The 22,759-nt window shown below is 57.2% G+C and carries 23 protein-coding genes; 12 read left to right on the forward strand and 11 right to left on the reverse strand.

Annotated features, from left to right (window positions below):
• Positions 1-78: 78 nt before the first annotated feature.
• Together BM222_RS28905 and BM222_RS28910 are read right to left on the reverse strand one after the other, a co-directional pair.
• Positions 79-798, reverse strand: a complete 720-nt coding sequence (locus BM222_RS28905) for a hypothetical protein (RefSeq protein ID WP_092235727.1) — start codon at positions 796-798, stop codon at positions 79-81.
• Positions 799-855: 57 nt separating this feature from the next.
• Positions 856-1,605 carry a P-loop NTPase family protein gene (locus BM222_RS28910; protein ID WP_092235734.1) on the reverse strand — a complete coding sequence of 250 codons (750 nt, stop codon included), beginning with the start codon at positions 1,603-1,605 and terminating at the stop codon, positions 856-858.
• Between the two features lie 799 nt (positions 1,606-2,404).
• Between BM222_RS28910 and BM222_RS42325 the strand changes: the two genes are divergently transcribed.
• Positions 2,405-2,590 carry a hypothetical protein gene (locus tag BM222_RS42325; RefSeq protein ID WP_092235737.1) on the forward strand — a complete coding sequence of 62 codons (186 nt, stop codon included), beginning with the start codon at positions 2,405-2,407 and terminating at the stop codon, positions 2,588-2,590.
• A 277-nt stretch (positions 2,591-2,867) separates the two neighbouring features.
• Here the strand turns inward: BM222_RS42325 and BM222_RS28920 are convergent, their stop codons facing one another.
• From BM222_RS28920 to BM222_RS28960, 8 genes are all read right to left on the reverse strand, one after another.
• Complete coding sequence (locus tag BM222_RS28920; RefSeq protein ID WP_244547283.1) at positions 2,868-3,302, reverse strand: tetratricopeptide repeat protein; 435 nt, start codon at positions 3,300-3,302, stop codon at positions 2,868-2,870.
• Between the two features lie 217 nt (positions 3,303-3,519).
• Complete coding sequence (gene sctV, locus BM222_RS28925; protein ID WP_092235743.1) at positions 3,520-5,637, reverse strand: type III secretion system export apparatus subunit SctV; 2,118 nt, start codon at positions 5,635-5,637, stop codon at positions 3,520-3,522.
• An 8-nt stretch (positions 5,638-5,645) separates the two neighbouring features.
• A complete protein-coding gene (gene sctY / locus BM222_RS28930; protein WP_244547284.1) occupies positions 5,646-6,056 on the reverse strand; it encodes a type III secretion apparatus assembly chaperone SctY in 411 nt (136 codons plus the stop codon).
• 20 nt (positions 6,057-6,076) lie between these two features.
• Entirely contained in the window at positions 6,077-6,430 is a 354-nt protein-coding gene (locus tag BM222_RS28935) for a hypothetical protein (RefSeq protein WP_244547285.1), read from the reverse strand.
• Positions 6,431-6,651: 221 nt separating this feature from the next.
• Complete coding sequence (locus tag BM222_RS28940; RefSeq protein ID WP_092235749.1) at positions 6,652-7,542, reverse strand: SctD/MshK family protein; 891 nt, start codon at positions 7,540-7,542, stop codon at positions 6,652-6,654.
• Between the two features lie 414 nt (positions 7,543-7,956).
• Complete coding sequence (locus tag BM222_RS28950) at positions 7,957-8,253, reverse strand: hypothetical protein (protein WP_092235757.1); 297 nt, start codon at positions 8,251-8,253, stop codon at positions 7,957-7,959.
• An 819-nt stretch (positions 8,254-9,072) separates the two neighbouring features.
• Positions 9,073-10,872 carry an HrpF/NolX family T3SS translocon protein gene (locus BM222_RS28955; protein WP_244547297.1) on the reverse strand — a complete coding sequence of 600 codons (1,800 nt, stop codon included), beginning with the start codon at positions 10,870-10,872 and terminating at the stop codon, positions 9,073-9,075.
• 1,268 nt (positions 10,873-12,140) lie between these two features.
• On the reverse strand, positions 12,141-12,860 hold the full coding sequence (locus BM222_RS28960; protein ID WP_244547286.1) for a secretin N-terminal domain-containing protein: 720 nt from the start codon (positions 12,858-12,860) through the stop codon (positions 12,141-12,143).
• Between the two features lie 169 nt (positions 12,861-13,029).
• Between BM222_RS28960 and BM222_RS41400 the strand changes: the two genes are divergently transcribed.
• The 11 genes from BM222_RS41400 (at position 13,030) to BM222_RS29015 (ending at position 21,938) form a co-directional block, all read left to right on the forward strand.
• Positions 13,030-13,539, forward strand: a complete 510-nt coding sequence (locus tag BM222_RS41400) for a nodulation protein NolB (protein ID WP_177243535.1) — start codon at positions 13,030-13,032, stop codon at positions 13,537-13,539.
• 17 nt (positions 13,540-13,556) lie between these two features.
• Complete coding sequence (gene sctJ, locus BM222_RS28970) at positions 13,557-14,405, forward strand: type III secretion system inner membrane ring lipoprotein SctJ (RefSeq protein ID WP_502690949.1); 849 nt, start codon at positions 13,557-13,559, stop codon at positions 14,403-14,405.
• A gap of 19 nt (positions 14,406-14,424) precedes the next feature.
• Complete coding sequence (locus tag BM222_RS28975; RefSeq protein WP_092235760.1) at positions 14,425-15,045, forward strand: nodulation protein NolU; 621 nt, start codon at positions 14,425-14,427, stop codon at positions 15,043-15,045.
• Positions 15,042-15,665 (forward strand): type III secretion system stator protein SctL, encoded by a 624-nt coding sequence (gene sctL / locus BM222_RS28980; RefSeq protein WP_092235763.1) that lies wholly within the window; start codon positions 15,042-15,044, stop codon positions 15,663-15,665. Before BM222_RS28975 ends, sctL begins: the two co-directional genes overlap by 4 nt.
• Positions 15,662-17,017: a type III secretion system ATPase SctN gene (sctN, locus tag BM222_RS28985; protein WP_092235766.1), complete on the forward strand. Its 1,356-nt coding sequence runs from the start codon at positions 15,662-15,664 to the stop codon at positions 17,015-17,017. The genes sctL and sctN overlap by 4 nt, the downstream gene beginning before the upstream one ends.
• On the forward strand, positions 16,993-17,529 hold the full coding sequence (locus tag BM222_RS28990; protein WP_092235769.1) for a hypothetical protein: 537 nt from the start codon (positions 16,993-16,995) through the stop codon (positions 17,527-17,529). Before sctN ends, BM222_RS28990 begins: the two co-directional genes overlap by 25 nt.
• Positions 17,530-17,586: 57 nt before the next feature.
• Positions 17,587-18,642, forward strand: a complete 1,056-nt coding sequence (sctQ, locus tag BM222_RS28995; RefSeq protein ID WP_092235771.1) for a type III secretion system cytoplasmic ring protein SctQ — start codon at positions 17,587-17,589, stop codon at positions 18,640-18,642.
• Positions 18,635-19,300 (forward strand): type III secretion system export apparatus subunit SctR, encoded by a 666-nt coding sequence (sctR, locus tag BM222_RS29000; protein WP_092235774.1) that lies wholly within the window; start codon positions 18,635-18,637, stop codon positions 19,298-19,300. The genes sctQ and sctR overlap by 8 nt, the downstream gene beginning before the upstream one ends.
• 1 nt (position 19,301) lies before the next feature.
• On the forward strand, positions 19,302-19,577 hold the full coding sequence (locus tag BM222_RS29005; RefSeq protein WP_025038819.1) for an EscS/YscS/HrcS family type III secretion system export apparatus protein: 276 nt from the start codon (positions 19,302-19,304) through the stop codon (positions 19,575-19,577).
• A 511-nt stretch (positions 19,578-20,088) separates the two neighbouring features.
• Positions 20,089-20,904: a type III secretion system export apparatus subunit SctT gene (sctT, locus tag BM222_RS29010; RefSeq protein WP_092235777.1), complete on the forward strand. Its 816-nt coding sequence runs from the start codon at positions 20,089-20,091 to the stop codon at positions 20,902-20,904.
• Positions 20,901-21,938 (forward strand): EscU/YscU/HrcU family type III secretion system export apparatus switch protein, encoded by a 1,038-nt coding sequence (locus BM222_RS29015; protein WP_092235782.1) that lies wholly within the window; start codon positions 20,901-20,903, stop codon positions 21,936-21,938. The genes sctT and BM222_RS29015 overlap by 4 nt, the downstream gene beginning before the upstream one ends.
• Before the next feature lie 191 nt (positions 21,939-22,129).
• On the opposite strand, the gene BM222_RS29020 is transcribed toward BM222_RS29015, so the two are convergent.
• The gene (locus BM222_RS29020; RefSeq protein WP_092235785.1) at positions 22,130-22,753 is read right to left on the reverse strand and encodes a CpaD family pilus assembly lipoprotein; all 624 of its coding nucleotides are present in this window, start codon (positions 22,751-22,753) and stop codon (positions 22,130-22,132) included.
• Positions 22,754-22,759: the final 6 nt, after the last annotated feature.

Genomic DNA, 22,759 nt, shown 5'->3' on the forward strand with positions numbered 1-22,759 from the left:
AGGGCCGGAGAACCAGCTGATCGAGCTCCGACAGCGTAGGAGCTCGGCAGAACGAATGGACGCCGAGCAGATCGGATCTCAAGTAGCCCTTGTGTAACGTAGACTGTCGATATCTGTCCCCCGGAATCGAAAGGGCGTTCGCAGCATCACGCTCGCATCTAGGTCACGAAACATGTTGTAATTCTGACGGATCCACTGATGTAGCTCGGTAGACCAGTCCTTCTCGTTGCGCAGATAACCAGTGAAGGAAAAGCCAAGCCGATCTATATATCTGTTAAGGAACGGCGGAAGCGCGGCAATCCGAAGAATGCGTTCGCCGTCCATCGCTTCAGATAATCCGCCACGCAGCACGAATTCATTGTGAATGGTGACCAGCGACTCGGCCGGAATTCGCCGCCGCAGCATCTCGTAACCGCGAAGAGAAATGCGTTCAGCGCCTGAAACGAAGAGAATCATAGGAGCGACATAGCGGCGCACCGTCTCCTTCATGAAGCCAATCTCCTCACACATCTTGAAGAACTCATCGAAGGCGTGAAAGCCGAGATCGATCACCTTGGGCACCCGATCGTGGATGACAAGAGGGTCCATCAGCTGCATCTTGCTATAAGTGTCGATCAGATCCGCGGTTTCAGTGATGTTCGGCAGGTAGTCGAGCAGCGATGGCTCGTTCAAGTTGACATCAATCGACAGCGCTGTGCCGTGTTTTAGCAACAAGAACTCGCTCATAATGCGGGCGATGAGAGTTTTACCGACCTGCGGGCTAGGAGAGCATATGATGTAGATGGGCGTCACTAACATAGCCAGCAAGTCAGTTTTGTTTCGTACGCGGGCAGCCGAAGCTTACCGAATATGCGCCTAATTGTCGCCGGCTCGGGTGCCGGACTTGGCGCCGGCCAATTCCGTCAAGTTAATTCGGTCAAATTCGCTCCAGACATTTGCCAGCCAGTGACGGACATAGCCGCGAAGCACAAAGGAGTTGTTCGCAGGTTCATCGTTGCGCCCCTTGTTTGCGACGAAGTCTACAAAAGGCACTGATGCGACTTCCACCTGCTCATATGCCATCTCGTTAAGCTTTGGTATTACCAGCTCCGTCGCATGTTTGATGCGGTGAAAATACGAATTATACGTCGCTTGATCCCACTGGAAGAATTGAGTGTCGTTGATGAAGTTCTTGACTAGATAGTACTTTGCGCCGCTCATGAAGGTCGCGGTTTCCGCGATCTCGTCCAGCGAAGCGATAGATGATCCTAGGATATGGAACACAGCAAACGTAATCTGGCCAGACCGCGCCGAGTCCAGAAATCCGATGTCGCGTAAAGAAGCCAGCGCAGACGATAGTAATCCTGCCCGAGCATCAATGACAGTAACGGACAGACCTGCGTTCAGCGTGTCGAATATCTTCATCTGGTCCGCCGTCGTCGTCATGTCGACGATCTCGGTAATCTCGGGATAGAAGCGCTTCAGCGTTCCCCGTGGAGACTCCGTGTCAAAGGCGCGAGTTTGAACTTTGTTGACGCTGAAGTAGTCCAGTAGCGTTCGTGATACGGTCGTTTTACCCACTCCACCCTTATCCGCACCTACCACAATTACAACTGGCTTCACCATAGAAATCTCCTGAGACACTCGCTTATGCCGTGCGCAAGATGCGCAACCGACGCGGCTCTGCTTTGGTTGCGAACGTGGCAGAAAGAAGGGGCAATGAACCGACTGCGCAAGTGATCTGCGACCGATGGACGTTTTCAACATCAACCGAGTGACGTCCTTGGATCGCAATGACTATGCAGCCCGAGATGGGGAGTAAATCACTTGTACTGGTTGTCTACGTGAGGTTTGTAAGCGGCTGGAATGCGCGCCGCCACCACGTCTATTGCGCCGCTATCTAGATTGGCATGATGCGATCGAATCTTACGTAGCGTCGGACTACGAGCGCGGGAAAGCGCAATCGAGTCGGGCTACGCTGTCCCGGCTATAGATCGGGGTCAACAAAGGGTTGATGGATCAGATCGGTGTCTGTTCGGCAGACGAGCGTTGAGAGATGACCCTCAACAGCCGATCTCTCAATCTGCTGAAAGAATATTGAGATATGAGGGTGCTGAGAGGAGTCTCTAACGCAAACGGCAGACATGCAGATGTTCAAGCCGAGGCGAGAATATCGTATCATGCGGAACGAGATCGAAAGGTGAGCGGGTCGAAGACCGGCGGAGGAACATCGGCGGCGAAGCGACATCGAGAACGCTCCGCTCCAAAGAAGCGGACGGATAACAAATGCGACCGGAGATTGCGCCGCGCGCTCAACCGGCTCACTGCGCTGACATTCACAGCTTCCACTCCGACCGCTAACCTATCGAAAATAGTTTTCGAGCAAGTTCTTGCCCGAGAGGATAGCAGAGGAGGAGATCCACACATGACCGGACCGGCCGTTATGGAAGACGTGCGCCGCTATCGTGCGATAGCTTCGTTGTGCCGTCAGTCCGCCGCATTTCGGCCAATCCAACGGGACTCGTTGCTAGCGCAAGCTGCAGAGTGGGAGGAACGCGCGATCACCGAGATCGAGCGATACTTCAGTTGTTCTGTTGCACGTCCTGCTTGATTGCGCTCGACGATCAAAAAGCTCCACCATCTAGTGAATAGGCCTGATCATGAAAGGCAATGCTGGCCAAACGATCCAGTCGGCAAGCGGGCGCGCTGGAATTCACGTCGAGCTTCGAATAGAACGCTCTACACCTCAGCTCTGCGGATGCTTTCGCCCTCGTCGACGCTGTGCCAAAGTCGCCCCTAGGACGAGGTCGCGGGGGCTGGCGCCGATTGAATGTTCGGCGCTGATGGTAAGCCTAGCCATCGGCATGCTGAAGCAAGGCATCAAGACGCTACGATTTCGATCCGCTCCCGCATTGGCTCGTTCGAGACAGCGCCGCGAAGGGCCGCCCGTCTTGTTGCGGTGCTGGGTTGGCGCCGTGGGTCTCCGTCTTACCTTCAAAGGCCAGGGACAGTTTTAAATTATTGCGCAGCATCGGGTTTGCGGGCTCTGCAGCGAGAGCTTGGCGGTAGAGTTCTTGGGCCTCCTGATGCCGGCCCTCGTGATCCAGAACAACTGCCTTGGCATTCAGTGCGCGCAGGTCGCCAGGGGCTGCCAACAAGATGCCGTCGAGCACCTCAATCGCATCATTCGGGCATTTGCGTGCCAGCAAGGCCCTCGCAAGAGGAATCGCCGCATCGACATTGTCAGGTTGTTGCTTCAGCGCATCGCGCAAGGCGTTCTCGTCAGCATCCCGACCGAGGGCGTGAGCGATGCGCTCGCGCATAGCAGGATCGACCTCCTTGGTCCCGACCAGCTCTGCCGTGGACGTCGGCTGCTGTGAAAGACCGGACTTGTGTGAGCCAGCACAACCTGCGAGCAACACCATGGCAAGCATGGGGAGAAAGGCCAAGCACGAATGGCGACGAAAGTTACGCCAGCGGCGCAGAGCGCTAGTCTCATGTGAATTCATAAGCGATCTCACGACCTCACACCTACTCTAGTCAGCCAGCCGCAGGGAGGAGGTCACGATGGCCGCCTGTAGGAGCCTTGTCCTTGCCGGGCGCAAGTTTTACGGAGCCAATCGGCTGGACGGTAAAATCCGACGCGAGATCCTGATAGGAGAGAACGGGTAGGTCTATTCCATTGCGGGTGAGAAAGCCGCGGACGAAGCGCCGGATATCCATTGAGCCCAGGATTACCGGCTTGTTCTGACTGCGTGCGATGCTCAAATGGATCTGACGAAATTGCGCAAGCAGCATCTCGCTTTGCTGATCTTCCAAAACGAGGTAGGGACCGACAGCGGTCTCGCGCACCGCACTGCGCACGATATCCTCGGTCTCACGCTCGACGATAAAGGCCGCCACAACACGATGGGCATTGGCATAGCGGTGACAGATCTGTCGCTTCAGCGCGGAGCGCACATATTCGGTGAGCAGTACGGTGTTTTGCTCGCGTTCGCTCCATTCTGCTAGCGCCTCCAAAACCAGACGGGTGTTCCGGATCGGAATGCCCTCGTCCAGCAAGCGACGTAGGACATCCGCGATGCGAGGGATCGGTGTCGTACGCAGCACCTCTTTCACCAGATCGGCATATTCCTGCTCCATCCGGCCAAGCAACTGACGTGTCTCCTGAATGCCCACCAGGCGCTGTGCATAGCGTGTCAACGTCGACTGGACCCGCAGGGCGATGATTTCGCTGGGACGGTGATGCCCTATTCCAGCAGCTTTGAGAGCAGGCGCATGGCGTTGTTCGATCCAGATCCGATTCGTGTCTGGGTCGTGCCAAAAGGGGATCCCGCTCAAATCAATGTTTGCCACGTCGTCGTTAAGCAAGAGTTGTGTAGGGTTAATGGCCCCCTCTTCCACGGGAACTCCTTCGACATCCACCCGGAATTTCGATTGGGCCAGGTGCTTTGCGCTTTGGGCGGGAATGCGTGGAATTGTGATGCCAAGATCAGCTGAAACCAGCGCCGAAACCCGAGCGACGCACTGCTCCAGTTCCGCTATGTCGATCGCCTGCATCAGGCTCGGCCCTAGCAACAGCGTAATCGGAAGTGCCTCCGCGGGCACGGCTTGCTTCTGACCCTGTGCGGGAGCGGGAGCCGAACCGGCAGGAGCAGCGCCGGCCTTGGGAGCGGTCTTGCCCTCTTGCACGCCAACTTTGAGAAAGCTGGCGGAGGAGAAGAGGGCGGCCAGTATGACAAAGGGGAGCAAAGGGAACCCAGGAACGAACCCCATCACAAGCAAGACACAGGATGCCAAGCGTAGCGCTTGTGTGCTGGCCGTAAGTTGGCTGACGATATCGGCGCCTAGATTGAGTTTGGAAGGGCCGTTGACACGAGTGACAATGGTTGCGGCGGTAATTGACAGCAGCAGGGCAGGAATCTGCGATATGAGCGCATCACCGATCGTTAGGATCGTGTATTGATGCATCGCTTCCTCGAGGGACATGCCCTTGGAGAGCGATCCGATCGTGATGCCTCCCAGCATGTTGATGCAGATGACTATGAGTCCGGCTATGGCATCGCCTTTCACGAATTTCATAGCGCCGTCCATCGCGCCGTGTAGTTGGCTTTCTCGCTCCAGCGCGCCGCGCCGGCTGCGGGCTTCGTGCTGGTCGATATGGCCGTTGCGCAGCTCTGCGTCGATCGCCATCTGCTTGCCGGGCAACGCATCGAGCGTGAAGCGTGCCGATACCTCCGCCACCCGTTCGGCGCCCTTAGCGAGAACCATGAACTGCACCATGGTCACGATCAGAAATATGACAATGCCGACGGCGATGTTGCCGGATATGACGAAATCGCCGAAAGTTTGGATGATGCTGCCGGCATCACCCTCGGCTAGGATCAGTCGCGTCGTTGCAACGGTAAGAGCGAGACGAAAGACGGTAGAGATCAGTATGACGCCCGGCAGGGACGAAAAGTCGAGCGGCGTGTTGAGATACAGGGCTACCATCAACAGCAATATGGCAAACCCCAGATTAAAGCCGATCAGCATATCGATCACAACGATCGGGATCGGCATGATCATCATTCCGATCGCCAGAAGGAGCATCAACGCGACCATCAAATCAGGGTGAGCCGGCGCGCGCGTGATGAGTTTTCTTAGAAGATTGGCCATGAGAAGCCTTAATGTTGTTCGATTGCAGCTGTGCTTCCCCGCAACGAAACATAGCGTTTGAAGACGGCTCGTGCTTCGGTCATGCGGCCAGAGTGACGCAGGGCGTGGCTGCGCATCAGCATCAAGGGCAAACACGAAGACGGCTCGTCATCCAGTTTGTCAAGCTTGTCCAATACCGACAGTGCTTCGTCACCGCGACGCTCCGAAATGAGAGCGTAGGCCAGGATGCGGAGCAGGTCGATGTCTTGAGACTGTTCGTGAGCGACCAGCCGTAACAGAGCCACGCTCTTGGCGCTTTGTCCAGACGCAAGGTGGGTATAAGAAAGCACGCAGAGCAAATCCCGCTCAGGCCCGGAGATCAGCTCGACAGCGCCGGTTTCGGAAGCGATTGGCGGCTGTGCAGATGTGAAGTGTTGCACTTTGTCTGATCCCGCCATTACTAGCCTTTGATCAAGCCGTTGTGGCTCTGTCGGAGCAGGATTAATCGCTGCAGCTCCAGTTGCAGAAGCGCGGCCCCTTCACGTGAAGCCAAATCTGTTGGGGGCGCGGCTGATAGCGTATCAGCCAAACGCTCCAGAAGAAGGCCATGCTGCTCTGGACGCAGAACATGCGAATGACGTAAGCGCGGCGTCACGAAGGAGAGCAGACTGTGCGCGAGGTTGGGCTGGTTGAGCCAAGCGAGTTCCGAGCCCGGTTCGACTTGACCCGGCGGGGCGCGCGCCTCGTCGAGATTGATGCGTGAAACTGCATCGATCGAACTGAGCTCGAGCGCGCTCTCGATCGTGGTGTCCACCAACAGATCCAGCACGTGGCTATGATGAGAATTTGAGGTGTGGCTCTTGTTATCATTCCCACGTGTCCGATCAATCCAGATGGACTTGGCTCGAGAATTAGCCGGAGTGTTGTCAGATGCATGATGATCAACGTTTGGCTCCTGAAAAGAGGTGCCAGGCTCGAGGGGATTGGGGGGCAGCCTAGTCATGGCACTTTCCTTCCTTACCTGCGGCCTAAACACTAATAGGGTAGAGTGGCAAGCCGGCCATCCCGGCTCAGCAGAACACGCCCTTCCTCAATCCTGTAGACGGTCCATCCATTGCTCAGGAGCGCGCCGACGAAATACTTTTGACCAGCAATGACAATATACGGATCGCTCCCGCGCCAAACAGCCTGGACCCCAATTGTGGGGGGCGTCTTCTCATCCTTGATGGCGACCGCATTGACGAGCGTATAAGCCCCACTGCTATTGTGATCAAACCGCTGCTGGACGTCTCGCCATGTGGCGACCGAGGCGGGTGTAACGGTGCCGTCGGCAGTGACAACGCCCGCTCCAGAGCCGATTTTGATGCCGACAAGGCCTGCTCTATCAACTTCCTCTTGTAGCCGCTCGGCAGCTGCATCGGTGGCGAGAGCATCAGGAGCGCTGAGCGCCAACTTGGGTGCAATGTCCGAAGCGGGCGAAGGCGGACTTGACGCCATAGTGGTGTTGGTCTGGACAAAACTGGATGAGGCTGCGCCAATCGCGGCAGAGCTGATCAGGATCAAAGCGAGAACCGTGAGCAATATACGCCGGCGGTGGATTGAGCCGGCTTGTTTGTAGTCCTCGATTGTCCAGCGAATGGACATCGCGCCGGCATGCAAAACGACAGGAAGAGCGACAACAATGGGCTCATTCGGTAAAACTGGCTCGTGCCCCTCGATCCTGACGTCCCCCGCAAGGGCCTCGATCCCAATTGCATTGGAATGCGGGGTGACACGAAGATGGTGCGGTTCAAGGCTTTGTTCGACGAAGATTAAGTCTGCATCGAGGCTGCTGCCAATCAGACACGATCCGCTTCCCACCTTACTTTTCAGCCCAGAGTAACAGCCCGACAGCACTTCGAAATGCGGGCAATTTGGTTCATTCACGGTCGGTTTCCTGAACAGCGAACGGGACCGTACGGCAAACCATACGGCCCGTTGCGACTTCACAGACTAAGCAGCCGGGGAATGGGGCGGCGACGTCGCCCCTCTCGTCCCTTACTGCACCCGCTCGTCGGCCGCTTTCTTGACAGTCGAGAGCTCGGTCGAGACGACGCGAAGTTCCACGTCCCTCTCAGCAGCCTTTGTGCTGGTCGCAGTCAGAGCGGCGATTTGCCGTTGGAATGCCGCCTCTCCAGCAGCTTCAGCCGCCGTGGAAGCGGCTGCAGCAGTTGCGGTGCCGGCTGCCCCACCTGCAGTTGAGGTATGAGACGCACCAACATTTTTAGTCATACTATTCTCCTGTGTGCTCGAATTTCGCCGCCACATGCGGCCTATTTCCTAGCGTCGCAAGATGCGGCGTCAGGAATCCTCCTCTGTCTCGGCCATGACATCGTCGAAATGGCTCATTGCACTGTTCGCAAATTGGAGAGCAGCGGCTCCCAGAGCGACGCTGAACGCTTGCTGCATAGCGGCTTCATGCGAGTTACCGCCTGGAGTGGAGGCGCCGCCGTTTGCGGGAATGTTTGCATCAGGCGATCGGCCATGATTCTCTTGCTCGCCCGGCTTGTGAGATCCTTTTTGGCCGGCGCTTTTGCTGCCGGCCTTATGGAGGTCAGCATCAAAGTGCCCAGCGGCGTTAGAGCTCGTAACGCGCATCGGGTTCTCCTATGTCATTTCGATGTGCCAACGGAGGCAGTTTCCACCCTCCACTATGCAAGTCTTAGCTTTCGACAAGCTGACGAGCTGTAGAAAGTGCAATGAGCAGATCGTCGATCCTCATTACCGTCTTCACCAGCAGGCCGTATTTGAAAGGTTGCCGGCGAAACGCTGGAAATCAGATGGTTAGAGACAAGCGATGGTTTGGGGAGCTTGATCGGGCGAGCACTAGGAAAAATCAATTTTTCGCGGCCGACGTGCTGCAAGCTCCGGCTCACGTTCCTTGCGATGCCTCCGAGCTCTTTCAGCTAATTTTCTTGCGGTCAGGCGAAGCGGCACGGAGCTCGACGTGGTCGGGAGGGAGGCGGACAGTCAGAGTGATGGCTGATTTAGGGCCGGAGCGGTCCATGGATCCCGAGGCGGACTCATGGCAGATCCGTCGATCGCGACCTTTCAGGGAGAGCGATTAGGAGCCCGCCGCTCGACAAAAAGCCCTCGGCTCCTACCGCTCGCGACCAATGTGCTCTCGATCCTTGTGCAATCGACAGGCTTGGCGGGTGCGGCCAGTCTGTGGCGTAATGTTAATGCATCGTGTGTTGAGAGGCGGCGTCAGCGGCAGACTGGGTTTAAGGTCGGACGCGGGCGATGGAGTGCGGCCATCATACTTGCGCAGTTAAGTGCCGAAATTAGTTCCCGGGATTCCGGGGCGGTCTCAATTATCTGGTAGAGCTTGCGCCACCTACTGCTCGGCAGAGAGGCCCAACGGCGCGGAGGCCGCGCAAGCTCAGTTTCCAGCGTGATGAGAGGATAGCTCTTGACCTAAGCGTAAGCGCCTGCAGCTTGCAAGCGATCGGACTCGATGCGAGCCTTCAGGCTATTCAGATAATCCTCCGCGTAGGACTGGGCCGCCGAAACAGGCAGGTTGATGCCGGCGGTCGCGGCTTCTTGAATTGCCTGCTTCACTAGGCCTTCTCGCATTGCTAATTTGACCTCGGGTCCCGCGATGCAGCCCACCGCCTGTGCCGCAAGGCTGAGCCCGGCTTCTTCCAGCGCTTGCTTTATGTTGCCGCCACTGATCGCAGTGTGAAGAAGATTTGCAGCTTGCGCCTCGGCTTCAAGCACCATTGACGCGAGATCGGTCAATTCACCCAAGCCTGGAATGAAGCCAAGTACACCAACTGCTGTCGCGGCCCAGTCGAGTACCTTAGAGCCAACTTTGAGCACGTCATTAAGTGCGTGCATGAAGGCGCCACCGTTCTTTTTGGGGGATTTGACATCGGGCTGGTCTGTCACGCCCATCGTCATGTCCGCGACCGCGTCTTGCTCGGCAGGCGTTCGGGCGGGATGCGTCTTCACCTGATGGATGGTGCGGTTCGCCCCCGACATGTTGTTGAAGAACTGCTTGAAGTCGCTGTTGCTGATGTTGCCGGAATCGACAGTATGCCCGCCGCCGAAGTCGAAGAACTTGTGGTGGGTTTTGTAGCCCGTAATCGCGTTGTTCATCAGCCCGAACAACACAGGATCCGAGAGCAGCTGGGAGGCCGCCTTTCGCACCTCGGGCGCGAGGCTCTTATCATCGACCATGCTCGCCAGCTTTTCCAGGGTCAGGTCGCCCTTCCCGAAGAAAGCGTTTTGGTTCTTGCTGATGGTATTGAGAGTATCGAGCTCGGCGTGCGTGAGATTCATCGATGATGAAGCAACCTCCAGGAAGTCCTCCTTGTGAACCTTGTCTATCGAGCCACCGTACAACTGCTTCCATTCATCCGGGTGGTCGATGAAATATTGAGCGGCCGCCAGGACCTGCGGCGGGCATTTGCCGGTTTTAGCTTCGCCGTCGACGATCCGCTTGAAATCCGCAAGGCTCAAGTTCTTAGGCAGGTTGTCTGAATACCGATAGAGCTCTCGCAATGCATCGGTCTGGGTCATAACCGATGGCTCGCCATTCCGGGTGCCGTCGGAAGGGATGTAGTTTTGCGTATAGCTCTTTGCCCGCTGCTCCTGGAACGCAGCAACTTGAGGGTGGTGATCGGAGAAGCCGGAGAGATCATCTGCTTTGATCTTCCCGCCGCAGCGGCCGTCACCTTGCGAGCCTATCGCATAGAAGAGCTCTGGGTCCTGTTGCAGAGCCTCAATCGCCGCCTTTAGATCGGGCGGTGTGGAGGGATCGTTGGCCAGATCTCCAAGAGATTTCCAATCCAGCGGGCATTTGTCTTTGTGTCGGTTCAGCACTGACACAATCTGCAGCTCGGGATCAGTCAGCGCGCCGCTGTTCCACGTAATCCTGGAGCTTTGTACGGGTGCCTCTGCAATCTTCGGGGCGCTCCGAGCGGTGGAGGACTCCGGGGAGGATGGCTCTGGAGGCTGCTGACATGCGTCCAGTGCGGCCTTGATCTCCGGCGGGAGAATGTTCCGCACCTCATGCGTTAGTTCCGCCGTTAGCTGCTTGGCTGAGTCTGCAGCGCCCGGAGCCTGCGGCGCGGAACGATCATCGGTCTTGTCTTGCAACGAGAAACCAGCCAGCATCGCCTCGAATTTTGAAAGATCCAGCGCCGATGAGGGTCCGGTGGTCAGCCCGGATAAAGTCGAGCTGGCAGTTAGCGATAGGTTGTTGACTGACATCATACGTCCTCTGATTTGAGATTGCACCACAAGCCGGTCATGTGGCGCAGACCGAGAATCGCGACGAACAACGAGCAAGAGATATCGATAGGCCTCGAGGGCGCCTACCGCTTGCTTCCGATTGGTCCGTGCGCCCCCCGCGCTCAGTTCCGCTACAATCTACAGGCACATCGCCCCCAGATATTCACGCCGCATGGTAGGTTTGATTAGCTTTCCAAAAGCTGACGGCGCTCGGAGGTTTCAGAACGGGACGCAAAATGACAGTGTGAAAGACAGCGATGGGTTCTCGATATTGGAATCGGCTTGCTTGCTGTCGCTCACTACGGCCCTGCCCGTGCCTCACATCGCCGAATGCGAGAAGAAGGTTTTATTCACCTCCGGCCGTCGCTGGACTCGTCCTTTAACGTCGGTTCGAACGAAAAACTCGCCAAGCGGCTAAGCATGATGGCATGTAGATGCCAATCACAGTCGTAGATCCGGAAGAATGTCGGACTATCTCGATTATCTAGTCAATCGATACGATCATTCGGACTATGGCTCATCGGGTAGGCGCAGTCGGTATAAGATCGCGTGTTTATCAGCATTTTTGATCAGAGCACACGTAGCGGGTTGGGCCAGTGAAGAACCACTGGTCTGCCCATGACATTTCGCCGCGGCGAAATCTCCAATTTTCAGCGGAGCAACCTGTGCGCGCAACGTGGGCTCTGCTAGAGACGGTCCAGCCTGAGGTGACCCGGCCTGCATTAGCCAAGGATCTATAATTTGCCAAACAGGGTCGTTGCCGAAATCGGAGGCGTTCGCGGTGTTGAGCGATCGTCTGTTGGGATGTGGACCGCTCGCTGATGGCTCGAGACGCGATGATCGGCCTCCGAGTTCCTGCCAAATTAGGTCCTGGGTGTACGGGTATTTCATGCAATCTATTAGTTCACGCTCAAACTTCCTTAGACCGGCGCGCGACGAGGACGAATGAGGCGCTGGGCTGTTGTCCGCCGGGCTTAGCGCGTCGAAGTCCAACCTGTTCGTCCCTTTGAAAAACCGAGTGGCTTTCATTCTTATGCGACGAAGCTCGTTTGCAGTTGTTCAAAAGCTCTCGTGAGGCGCTAAAGTGCAAAGCGCGGCCGCCGATGCTGCTGGCCAGGAGTCTGGGTCGCATCCGGCTGCGGTCTGGACTTTTATTGCGCCGTGCTGCGGCATCGGCCATCTACACACCCGAGCTCTGACAGGCAGCAGTAGCTCTCGTAAAGCTGACCACAGGGTATAAACAGAGGTCATTTATTAGTTGAATCGGGTTTGTGGACCGCGTCCTCTTGATGTGATGCCTCCGGCGAAGGAGTGTCATTCGGTCGTCCTTCGCGAACGACCACGCTGGAAGATCCCCGAAATAGCATCAAAACCGAGTCGTTCGGTGGCTTTTCGCTACCGCTCGGGTTTCGTCGTGCCTGTGCCTCCGCCACAAGTCCTTTGAGTGTTTGCTCCACAAGCGCGACAAAGCGGGGTGGACCAGAGGCGAAGACGAGACCATCTCCCGGTACGGCTCTGACAATGTAACGCTCGTCTGAGATTTTGAGTGCATCGAGTGCCGCCTTGAACGCATCAAAGTTGATTGGGCTCAAGACCAACAGGCGGCTCTGCGCCTCACGCGCGTCGGATACGTAGAGCACCATACCATCGTAGTACCATTGGAGATTGTACAAATTGATCAACCGTTCGAGGAACTCTCGCGGTGGGAGATCGGGCATTCGCCCGCGAATCCGCCCCTTCACCTCGGTGCTGACATTGACTCTGATATTAAGGTTGTTGCCGAATTCCTGCAGCGCGGCGGCGAGGTCCTGATCCAGAACTGTGTAACTATAGGGCGTAGACGGCAGCGCCAGGGGCGCGCCGAGCGCCTCAACGACGCCGAAGCAAATGAAAATACCGGCATAGAGAGCTTTCTTCAAGTTTTTGCTGTCCTGTGGATGAGATGAGCATTTCTGCTCTTTACACATGAAAACGAGCACCGGATGGAAGCCGATGCTTCATCCCAAATTGGAAGCTGACCATGATCATTAAATGGCAGCTGCTCGTCAGTTTTTGGTCAGCTTGCTTTTCTAAGGTCCCGCCCCATTCGTGTGAACAGATGGCTCATCTCACTACGGGATAGCAATGATTTCCTCCATGTTGTTCGGCATCAAGTCGGTCTCTTCCAATTCGGTCGAGTGTGCCTCCGGCGGATGCTCGCCGGCACATGCGCAGTTTGGCGAGAGTCTTGCGCAGGCGGCCTCAAGCCAAGGTGCTGCCTCTTCTGTGGCCGAGCGCACGCCGGCTCAATCGCTGCCGGAAGTCCAGCGCGCAGTCACGCCGGCGAGCCCGTTCGGCGATCGCATCCTTCAGAGCATTTCTGCTATGCACCAGGTTACACCATTTCCGTCGAGTGCAGTTTCGCCGACGATCGTCGACGAGCCTAATCCCACCAAGAGTCTGCAGCTTGGCCCGGCGGCGCAACCGGTCTTGCGAGTACAGCAAATCGAGGTACATCCAGCGGGCAAACCGGACGGTGCGGATCATTTCGAATCAGCGCTGGTGAATCTGCGGGGTGTTTACAACGACGTCATCCAGGTTTCGCTCCTCTCCAAGGGGACAGGTGCTGTTAGTTCATCTCTGAACAAGCTTCTATCGGCGGGCTGAGCGACCCGTTGGCTGTCTTGACGAAAGATAAGATCAGGACCGGCTGTCCCGCAGGAAAGCGGATTTATGCTCTCGTTCTGTTGCCGCTCTTGCTGAGCCTCGCCGGATGCAAAGCTGATCTGTATACTAAAGTTCAGGAGCGCGAAGCCAACGAGATGCTTGGGCTGCTCCTGAGCAAGGGCGTCGATGCCATCCGTGTCGTCGGTAAGGATGGGACCAGCACAATTCAGGTGGAAGAAAATCAGCTCGCCTACTCAATCGGGCTGCTGAACAATCAGGGCTTGCCGCGCCAACCCTTCAAGAGCCTTGGTGAGGTGTTCAAGGGGACGGGCCTCGTTGCCTCTCCGGTTGAGGAGCGAGCCCGCTACGTCTATGCTCTCAGTGAAGAATTGTCGCGCACGATCAGCGATATCGATGGGGTTCTCTCCGCCCGTGTTCATGTCGTTCTACCGAAGAATGATCTTTTGCGACAGGATGCAACTCCGTCCTCAGCCTCGGTGTTCATTCGACACGCCGCGAACGCGAAGCTCTCAGCTTTGCTTCCGCAGATCAAGATGCTCGTCGCCAACAGCATCGAAGGTCTGTCATACGACAAGGTGACAGTCGTGTTCGTGCCGGTTGAGCGGGCTCAGCATGAGGTCTCCGTTTTGCCAGTGGCAGCTTCCGCCGAACCTACCAAGTTCCTCACAACCCACATTGCGATCGGTGCAGGAGGTGCGCTCGCCGCGTTGGGCATTCTAACTTACGTGCTGTTGAGCAAACGTGGGGAGCAGCTTCGTCAATCCTGGCGCAAAGTGACAAGTCTCGGCAGAGATGCCGTCAAGCCAGCCCCCGCCGGCAAAAAGCTCTCCTCCGATCCGAAATAGTGGCAGCAGGTCCGTATCGATGGCGTCCACTGACCCAAATTGTTCACTCAACCCGCATTCTGATCGCCTGCGCGAGCTCGCCGCTTTGATCCATCCCAGCCGATTTGACGGCCATCTTGATGGGTCCCTGTCGGCCGCCACAGTGCTGCAGTTGCAGAAGGCTCCGAGACTGCAGCAAAGACTGGTCGAGTTGCTCCTGGGCAGTGACCTGGTCTCGAACGAAACCGACTGGGGTAAGGACGTTCTTCTCGGGCATGATCCACGTCGGGCGGCGCTGCTCGCTGGCAGTATCTGGCATGCCCGTTCGGTCCTGAAGCGTGTGTCAAGGCATGATGTAGCGATTCTGATCGAAAATATTGGTGCGGAAGCACATGCTTTCGCAATCCGACACTTATCGAGCGCCGTTGCAACCACATCGATTGACGATCCGCAGAAGCTTGCTAGCCAGATTGAACATGACGGATGTGCCTGCCTTGGCGCTTGGCTCAAGGACGCCTCAGAGCTTGACCGTGTGCGCGTTCTTTTCCGCTTACCTGTGGGGACCGGCGCCGAATCCCCCGCAGCGGAACACCACAACTCAGCGGGTCAGTTACTGTCTTTGGTGGTGGCCCACTTGGCCACGGAGGAGCCTGCGGCATGACGGACAATGAAACAGCCTTGCCAGATACCCCGCGGATACGGCCGCTTGGTCCGCTCATACCAGCCGCGGAACTTGGTATCTGGTACGATGCGGTGCAGACGCGCGCGCTAGCCGAGCGATACCTGCGGCAGGTTCGCAGTTGGGCAAGGAAAGCCTATCAGCAGGAGCGGGAGCGCGGCCACTGCGAGGGTCTTAGGTCAGGCTCGGACGAAATGGCGCAGCTGATCGTCCAAGTTGCTTCCGATGTGGCCCGGCGAAAAGCCGTTCTGCAACGGGAGTTACCACAGCTCGTCATTGAGATATTGACCGATTTATTGGGCTCCTTTGATCCGGGTGAAATGTTGGTAAGGACCGTTCGTCACGCGGTCGAGCAAAGATATGGCAGCGCAGAACTATGCCTTCACGTGTCTCCTGTGAACGCTGATGCACTAAGACATGAATTTCTGGCGTTCGATGGAACGGATGGTCGGCCGAAAGTCAGAATTGATCCGGACCCGGCCGTTGCGTCGGACCAGTGCGTTCTGTGGAGCGAGTTCGGCAGTGTCGATTTAGGACTCGCCGCCCAGCTCCGCACATTGCGTCTCGGCCTTAATCCATCTTCTCAGGAAAGCTATCCGTGACGACGCAACGATCAGGCCATGATCAAGCGGCCGGAGAAGGAGATGTGCATGCGGCGATAGCATCTCTAAAAGTCGCAGCAAAGGACGTCGATACGCGTGCCGTGCGGGGACGGATCACGCGTGCAATCGGCACCTTGCTCCATGCCGTGTTGCCGGGGGCCCGTGTTGGAGAACTTTGCCTGTTGCAGGATCACGCTGCTGGATGGTCACTTGAGGCGGAAGTCATCGGTTTGCTGCCGGACGGGGTGTTGCTGACGCCCATCGGCGATATGGTAGGCTTGTCCCACCGCGCGGAAGTGCTCCCGACTGGACGCATGCAGGAAGTGTCAGTCGGGCCTGACCTGCTAGGCCGCGTCATCGATAGCTTCGGCCGTCCACTCGATGGGAAGGGGCCGATAAAGACGGTCCAGACTTATCCGCTCCGGGGCAAGGCGCCCAACCCGATGAGGCGGCGTGGCATCGAGCAGCCGTTTCCGCTCGGCGTTCGCGTGCTGGATGGACTTCTGACGTGTGGCGAAGGTCAGCGAATCGGAATCTATGGAGATGCCGGTTGCGGTAAGTCGACGCTGATGTCGCAAATTGTAAAAGGCGCGGCTGCCGATGTCACCGTCGTTGCGCTCATAGGAGAGCGTGGACGCGAGGTGCGTGAATTCATCGAACGTCATATTGGAGATGCCCTCGCTCGCACCATCGTTGTCGTTGAGACATCCGATCGATCGGCAATGGAGCGGGCGCAATGCGCTCATATGGCGACCGCACTCGCCGAGTATTTTCGTGATCAAGGACTGCAGGTCGTTCTGATGATGGATTCGCTGACGCGCTTTAGCCGTGCGATGCGCGAAATCGGCCTTGCCGCCGGAGAACCTCCCACCCGGCGCGGTTTTCCTCCTTCCGTCTTTGCTCTGCTTCCTGGTCTGTTGGAGCGAGCCGGTATGGGCGAGCGGGGTTCGATCACGGCATTCTATACTGTGCTTGTCGAAGGTGACGGCACGGGCGATCCGATCGCCGAAGAGTCGCGCGGCATTCTCGATGGTCATATCATTCTTTCGCGCGCGCTGGCCTCGCGAGAGCATTTTCCCGCCATCGACGTGCTGTCGAGCCGAAGTCGTGTCATGGATGCGGTCGCCTCTGGTCCACATCGCAAGGCGGCATCCGTCTTCCGCGATCTGCTCTCGCGCTACAATGAGGCTGAGTTCCTGATCAAGGTCGGTGAATACAAGCCGGGCAGCGATCCACTGACTGATCGGGCAATCGATTCAATCGAGGAACTGCGCGCATTTTTGCGCCAGGTACAGGACGAGCCGTCTAGCTTTGAGGAGACCATTTCATGGATGTCGCGCCTGACGGCCTGAATGTCGTGCAAGCGTCGAAATTGCGACTGGTGAAAGGCATCAGAGAGCGAAGCGCGCTTCTTGAATTGTCGAACAATGAAGCCAGGCTCCAAATTGCGATCGATGCGCTACAGCGAGCGTCTGAGAATCTTAAAGCCGCGGAGGACCGTCGCGCCAACGTCGAAGCTGAACTTTATCAGGAGCTGGCGTCGCTCGAGACGATGACCGTGGCCGAGCTCGATCGTCGCTGTCAACTCGTCCTCGGGCGGCTGGCAGCAGAGATCGAATCGGCACGCCAGGAGCGTGAGCAGGCGCGCATCGCGCATGAGCAAGCCCAGCGGGCAGTGAATGAGGCGCGGGCCATCTGGGCCAAGCGTTCGGCGGCGAGCCAGAAATGGCAGGACATTGAGGGCGATGTCCAGCGCACGACCGCTCTCCGTTCGGAATTTGCAGCCGAAATGGATGCCGATGATGAGGTCTTGCTCCGATACAAGGGTGCTTCGCGCAGCCAGGCGGTGGGTGGCTCGAACTGATGACTGGTTCTCTTATGACGTCGCGAGCTGCGCCCGCGGAAACTGTCGGTAAATGCCGTGGGTGAACTCGCACTATTTCAGCCCGCGGCAAAGCTGTCGCATGAAGTGGTCTCGTGGCTCAACGATATCGCCGCACCGCGCAGGGTTTTGCAGAGCCGCATTGGCGATAGGCCGCTATCGATCGGTATGAGCCGACTCGTTTGGCGGGCCGAGCCATATGCCATGTCGATGCTCGACTGCATATTTTGCGCCGGAGGCGACACAGCTGTCTTGTCCCTGCCCCGCCTTCTCGTCGAGGCACTGATTTCAACGGTCCAGGATGCCCTGACTTTACCTTCCGACCCAACCCGCTCGCTTCTTCTCGAACTTGCACTGGAACCTTGGCTCGCTCCATTAGAGATCGTGCTCGCGCGGAATTTGCAGCTAATCCGCGTCGAAGACGCAAAAGCCAAAGACCCCTATTTGGAGCTCGATGTTACTTTCGGGCCGCTGATGGCCAAGGCCCGCCTGTTCTTGTTCGCGCCTCTTGACGGTCCGGTTCCGTCTGCGTTCCGTGCCTTAGGTGAGTTGATCGGCCAATTACCGCGAGATTTATGCAATATTTCTTCGGAATTGCCGGTCGTAATTGCGACAGAGATTGGCTCGCTGCGCGTGCCCATCAAGCTTCTTCGCCAAGCACAGCGCGGCGACGCACTGCTGCCCGACGTCATTCCTTTTACCCATGGCCAGCTCATCCTCACTGCGGACAAGTTGTGGGCGCCCGCGCAGGCTGCGGGTGACAGACTTATCCTTCGGGGACCATTCCGCCTGCAGTCCAATCCTCTAAGGTATGCAAATATGACCACTCGCCCCCAAGCTGAGCAAGCAATCCCGCCCTCGGAAGCCGACCTCGACAGTGTTGAGATCACGCTTGTGTTCGAATGTGGCCGCCGGCCCATTCCGTTGGGTACGTTGAGAAGCATCAACGAGGGGCATGTGTTCGAGTTTGGGCGGCCGGTGGACGCTCCGGTCGATATTGTTGCCAATGGTCAATTGATCGGCCGCGGCGACATCGTACGTGTCGGTGAAGCGTTGGGCATCCGTTTACGTAGCAAGTTGGCGGTCAATGGTTGACATTCAACCGAGCATCCTTGCGCTTGTTGCGGCGACGGCCGGCCTTGGCCTGCTGGCGTTCGCAGTCGTCACAACAACGGCGTTCATCAAGGTTTCCGTCGTTCTCTTCCTGATCCGCAACGCGCTCGGCACTCAGTCCATACCACCGAACATCGTTCTGTATGCCGCTGCATTAATCCTTACGGTGTTCATAGGCGCCCCGGTATTCGAGCAAACCTACAACCGCGTCACCGATATGCAACTTCGCTACCAAACCGCCGATGACTGGTTGACCGCCGCAAAGGAGGGCAGCGAGCCCCTGCGCGCCCATCTGAAAAAGTTCACGACTGAGGAGCAGCGCACGTTCTTCCTGTCATCGACGCAACATATCTGGTCGGAGGAGATGCGCGCCAACGCAACAGCCGATGATTTTGCGATCCTCGTGCCGTCGTTTTTGATCTCAGAGCTCAAGCGTGGGTTTGAAATCGGTTTTCTTCTCTATCTTCCCTTCATCACAATTGACCTGATCGTGACGACAATTCTGATGGCCATGGGCATGTCAATGGTGTCACCAACAATGATATCCGTTCCTTTCAAGCTCTTTCTGTTCGTCACAATCGACGGCTGGTCGCGGCTCATGCACGGGCTGGTCTTAAGCTACGCATCTCCGGGGAGTTGAGATGGACGAGGCCAGCATCCTCACCCACTTGAGCCGATCACTGGTCCTGTTCATGATCTGGGTTCTACCGCCGCTCCTAGCAGCCCTCGTGGCCGGATTGGGTATCGGCATCGTGCAGGCAGCAACTCAGCTCCAGGATCAAACCTTGCCGCTTACCGTGAAGCTCCTCGTCGTCGTCGCCGTGCTCGTTCTGTTTGCTCCGGTGCTGAGCGCGCCACTGATCGAGCAAGCCCAGCATATCTTCACTGAGTTTCCCGCTCTCACAGCGAGGTATTAGTGCGCGGAACGCAAGGCCTTGCAAGTTTTAGCCACAGCGCGTGTTTGTCCGCCTTCATGATGAACCGCAAGAGGACGAGTTCGTCAGGTTATCGAAAGCTCGCCTCACTAGCATGAGACGGATAGGCATCCGAACTGTCGTGTTCGGCTCGGCGGGCCGGCCGTGTTCGCAGGAAGAATAATCCCATTTGGAATTTCTATCCATTCCCGGCGACGCTGATGAAAGATTCGAGGCCCTCAGATCTCCAAACAGCGCTACGACGGGTCAGGCGGAAGAATCCTTTTTTGTAGACCGCGCAGCGGCGCGAGTCCGCCGGTGCTCTCATCGAATGGTCAAACCTCGGCTCCGGATGGTTGTGGTCATGTGGACAGTTGAAGACGAAGTCACCTGCCTTGTGGGAGGCCAGTCGCTTTCGAGCCTCTGGGAAGGGAGATCTGCAGAGTTCTTGACATCTCACAAGTGGCAACGCAGGTGCGACATTGCATTGGCCGATGTAACAAGCTGAGCTCAGATGGATGGTTTGTCAGCCACCGATACGCAAGGTCTGATTCAGACTGCTGTCGAGTTCGTCGTTGCGGCCGGACTTGGCGCGGCCCGGCCGCTCGGCATTATGCTGATTCTTCCGGTATTCACGCGACCGCACATTAGCGGCGTTATTCGCGCAAGCGCGGCGGTTGTGATTGGATTGCCTTGCTTGATGCAGATCAGGAACGGCTTGCAGACGCTAGGTCCGGACACTCGTATGATTGCGGTCTCGCTCCTCGGATTGAAGGAGATGTTTATTGGCCTGCTGTTCGGCTTTCTCCTTAGTATACCGCTTTGGAGCATCCAGGCCGTTGGTGACATCATTGATACCCAGCGTGGTATCTCCAGCCAGGTGGACGATCCTGGCACACGCAGTCAAACCGCCCCGATGGGGCTCTTTCTCGGGACTGCCGCGATCACTATCTTCGTTGTATCAGGAGGTCTGCAGACCATGGTCAGATGCCTCTATGGAAGTTATCTGGCCTGGCCCGTGTATCGGCTGCTACCGCCCCTGACCCACCAAGGAGCGATGGAGTTTATCGGGCTTCTCGACCATATCATGCATACGACACTCGTGGTCGCCGGGCCCGTGCTGGCTCTGCTGCTTCTGATCGACGTATCCCTCATGCTGCTCGGGCGCTTTGCGCCGCAAATCAAGCTGAACGATCTCTCTCCCACCATCAAAAATGCTGCCTTTGGCATCATTATGGTCAGCTACGCCGTCTTCCTGATCGACTATATGGGAGCAGAGATCAGTCAGTTCAACGGCGTGCTGGAGTGGCTCGAGAAGTTCTTGAGATGAACGACACGAGCGAAGAGAAAAACCTTCCACCAAGCCAGAAGAAGCTGAGGGACGCGCGCAAGAAAGGTCAGAGCCCGCGGAGCGCCGACTTTGTGACTGCGGCAAGCCTTTGCGCTGGTTTCGGCTGCCTGTGCTTCAGGGCCGGCCCGATCGAAGACGGATGGCGCGAAGCCGTGCGGCTGATCGGCAAGCTGCAGGAACAACCCTTCAACAGCGCGGTCCGGCAGGCGTTGGTCGGATTGTTGGACCTTTCTGTAACTGCCGCGGCTCCCATCCTAGCTGGCGCGGTTGTTGCGGCGATTTTGGCCGGTGTCTTGGCCGGAGGCGGGCTGACGATTTCGGTTGAGCCGCTTAAACCAAGCTTTGAGAAATTGGACCCCGTCAAAGGGCTGAAGCGTATTGTCTCCCAGCGGTCGGTTGTCGAGCTCGGAAAGTCTATCGTCAAAGTGTTGGTTCTTGGCGGTACCTTCGTGTTCACCGTGCTCGCAAGTTGGAGGGCACTGGTATACTTACCGGTTTGCGATTTGAGCTGCTTTGGTTTCGTCTTTAAGGAACTCAAAGTGCTGATCGCCATTGCTGCCGGCGCTCTTCTGATTGGCGGCTTGGCCGATCTGCTCATTCAGCGTTGGTTGTTCTTGCGCGACATGCGCATGACGCAGAGCGAAGCCAAGCGCGAGTCCAAGGAACAGGATGGTAATCCGCAGATCAAGGGTGAACACCGCAGGCTCCGCCGCGAGTCGGCGAACGAGTCTCCGCTCGGAATCCATCGGGCGACAGTGATACTGAGGGGGCGCGCGACATTGATTGGGCTGCGCTATGTTCGGGGCGAGACCGGCGTCCCGGTACTGGTGTGCCGCGGTGAGGGCGAAAGCGCCTCACAGCTACTGGCGGAGGCGCGCGCCAGACGTCTGAGCATAGTCAAGGATGATGTCTTGGCGCGTCAGCTGATCCGAAAAGGTGTGATGGGCAAGGCCGTTCCGATGGAGTGTTTCGAGAGGGTTGCAAAGGCCGTCTTTGCCGCCGGCCTAGTTTAGCGTCCGTAGCAAACCAGCTATGGCTCAACTCTCTGGTCAACGACCCCACTGTCCGAGAAGTTGATCTGCAAGCTGCACGATCCCAAGAGAGCCCGGCGAATTGGATTCCAGGACGCTCGTCGGCCGATTCGAAGACTGATAAGGTCAAGAACGCCAACCAACGGTCATGCTGCTTGGGTCTCACGAGCCACTTATTGGTTCTCTGGCGCAACCCTGTTATGCGTTTCATCGCCCAAATTGCTCCTGTTGCCCGACGAGCGTTCGGTGATGGGAAGCACTGCACGATCACCACTGGTCGGCATGACAGCGCTATTGCCTAACAAGTCCCCAGGTTCATTGATCATGACCACAAGGTTATTTCGGACTGAGCAGCCAAGGGTTGGACTGAACGAATTGTCGTTCACTGTAGGACCGACGATGGAGAGCGACGGGCAGACCGGGGGATGGGCTTCGAAGGTAATGGCTTCGATCCTCACCCCGGAACGAGCCGGCAAATCCATACGAGAAGCGAACAGGCGAATGTTGTAGTTGGCAACGCCCATGGCGCGAACCTCATGGGCGACCTGTGCACTGAGTCGTGGTGGGCCGATGATACCCACATGGAGCGCATCCCGCCGGCCGCGGCTAGTCGTTGCAATAAAGCTTCGCAGCCGATGCCGTTCGGCGCCACGGAGGCTCTGCAGGAACAACACGCTACTCTTCTGCTCGACCTCGATCTCTTGGTCGGCCGGCGCGGGATGGATCGAAGCAGTATTGGCGCAGCCCCCCAATGTTGCTCCGATAACGATGGGGTAGCACAGATATCGCAAAGTCATTTTTTG

Origin of the sequence: Bradyrhizobium sp. Gha (assembly GCF_900113735.1) — a bacterium.
Classification (GTDB): domain Bacteria; phylum Pseudomonadota; class Alphaproteobacteria; order Rhizobiales; family Xanthobacteraceae; genus Bradyrhizobium.

Coding starts and splice junctions, on each gene's coding strand:
- BM222_RS28975 (WP_092235760.1), top strand. CDS start 14,425: ATGGCGTCCACTGACCCAAATTGTTCACTCAACCCGCATTCTGATCGC.
- BM222_RS42325 (WP_092235737.1), top strand. CDS start 2,405: ATGACCGGACCGGCCGTTATGGAAGACGTGCGCCGCTATCGTGCGATA.
- BM222_RS29005 (WP_025038819.1), top strand. CDS start 19,302: ATGGACGAGGCCAGCATCCTCACCCACTTGAGCCGATCACTGGTCCTG.
- BM222_RS29015 (WP_092235782.1), top strand. CDS start 20,901: ATGAACGACACGAGCGAAGAGAAAAACCTTCCACCAAGCCAGAAGAAG.
- sctV (WP_092235743.1), bottom strand. CDS start 5,637: ATGGCCAATCTTCTAAGAAAACTCATCACGCGCGCGCCGGCTCACCCT.
- sctL (WP_092235763.1), top strand. CDS start 15,042: ATGACGGACAATGAAACAGCCTTGCCAGATACCCCGCGGATACGGCCG.
- BM222_RS28950 (WP_092235757.1), bottom strand. CDS start 8,253: ATGCGCGTTACGAGCTCTAACGCCGCTGGGCACTTTGATGCTGACCTC.
- sctR (WP_092235774.1), top strand. CDS start 18,635: ATGGTTGACATTCAACCGAGCATCCTTGCGCTTGTTGCGGCGACGGCC.
- BM222_RS28920 (WP_244547283.1), bottom strand. CDS start 3,302: ATGCGCGAGCGCATCGCTCACGCCCTCGGTCGGGATGCTGACGAGAAC.
- sctT (WP_092235777.1), top strand. CDS start 20,089: ATGGATGGTTTGTCAGCCACCGATACGCAAGGTCTGATTCAGACTGCT.
- BM222_RS28960 (WP_244547286.1), bottom strand. CDS start 12,860: ATGTGTAAAGAGCAGAAATGCTCATCTCATCCACAGGACAGCAAAAAC.
- BM222_RS28905 (WP_092235727.1), bottom strand. CDS start 798: ATGTTAGTGACGCCCATCTACATCATATGCTCTCCTAGCCCGCAGGTC.
- BM222_RS28990 (WP_092235769.1), top strand. CDS start 16,993: ATGGATGTCGCGCCTGACGGCCTGAATGTCGTGCAAGCGTCGAAATTG.
- BM222_RS28910 (WP_092235734.1), bottom strand. CDS start 1,605: ATGGTGAAGCCAGTTGTAATTGTGGTAGGTGCGGATAAGGGTGGAGTG.
- BM222_RS29020 (WP_092235785.1), bottom strand. CDS start 22,753: ATGACTTTGCGATATCTGTGCTACCCCATCGTTATCGGAGCAACATTG.
- BM222_RS28955 (WP_244547297.1), bottom strand. CDS start 10,872: ATGTCAGTCAACAACCTATCGCTAACTGCCAGCTCGACTTTATCCGGG.
- BM222_RS41400 (WP_177243535.1), top strand. CDS start 13,030: ATGTTGTTCGGCATCAAGTCGGTCTCTTCCAATTCGGTCGAGTGTGCC.